Raw genomic sequence first — 464 nt, 5'->3', positions numbered from 1 at the left:
CGCTCTAACCTGCTGAGCTATAAGCCCTTATGTGGTGGAGATAAAGAGATTCGAACTCTTGACCCCCTGCGTGCAAGGCAGGTGCTCTCCCAACTGAGCTATACCCCCACATTATTTTATTGAGATTTCCTAAACTTGTCATAGTTTTGTCAAGTTTTTGGTCTCTCAAAATTAAACAGAGGAATTAGAGCAATCCGTTTGACAACTCATTATATATTGTAGTTAATCTTAACATGCGTTAAGTATCAACTAAATTTTCCTTAGAAAGGAGGTGATCCAGCCGCAGGTTCTCCTACGGCTACCTTGTTACGACTTCACCCCAATCGCTGACCCTACCTTCGGCCGCTGCCTCCCTTACGGGTTAGCTCACGGACTTCGGGTATTGCCAACTCTCATGGTGTGACGGGCGGTGTGTACAAGGCCCGGGAACGTATTCACCGCGACATGCTGATTCGCGATTACTA

1 tRNA gene and 1 rRNA gene are annotated in these 464 nt (G+C 46.6%); both read right to left on the bottom strand.

What is annotated here, in order from left to right:
- Window positions 1-32 precede the first annotated feature (32 nt).
- Window positions 33-108 (bottom strand) — tRNA-Ala (locus CPJCM30710_RS17490).
- 156 nt (window positions 109-264) lie between these two features.
- Window positions 265-464, bottom strand: a 16S ribosomal RNA gene (locus CPJCM30710_RS17485); the annotation flags it as partial.

This window comes from Clostridium polyendosporum (genome assembly GCF_018332455.1).
Lineage (GTDB): Bacteria > Bacillota > Clostridia > Clostridiales > Clostridiaceae > Clostridium_AY > Clostridium_AY polyendosporum.
The sequence above is the reverse complement of the archived record's forward strand: the minus strand, read 5'-3'. Positions and strand labels throughout refer to the sequence as shown.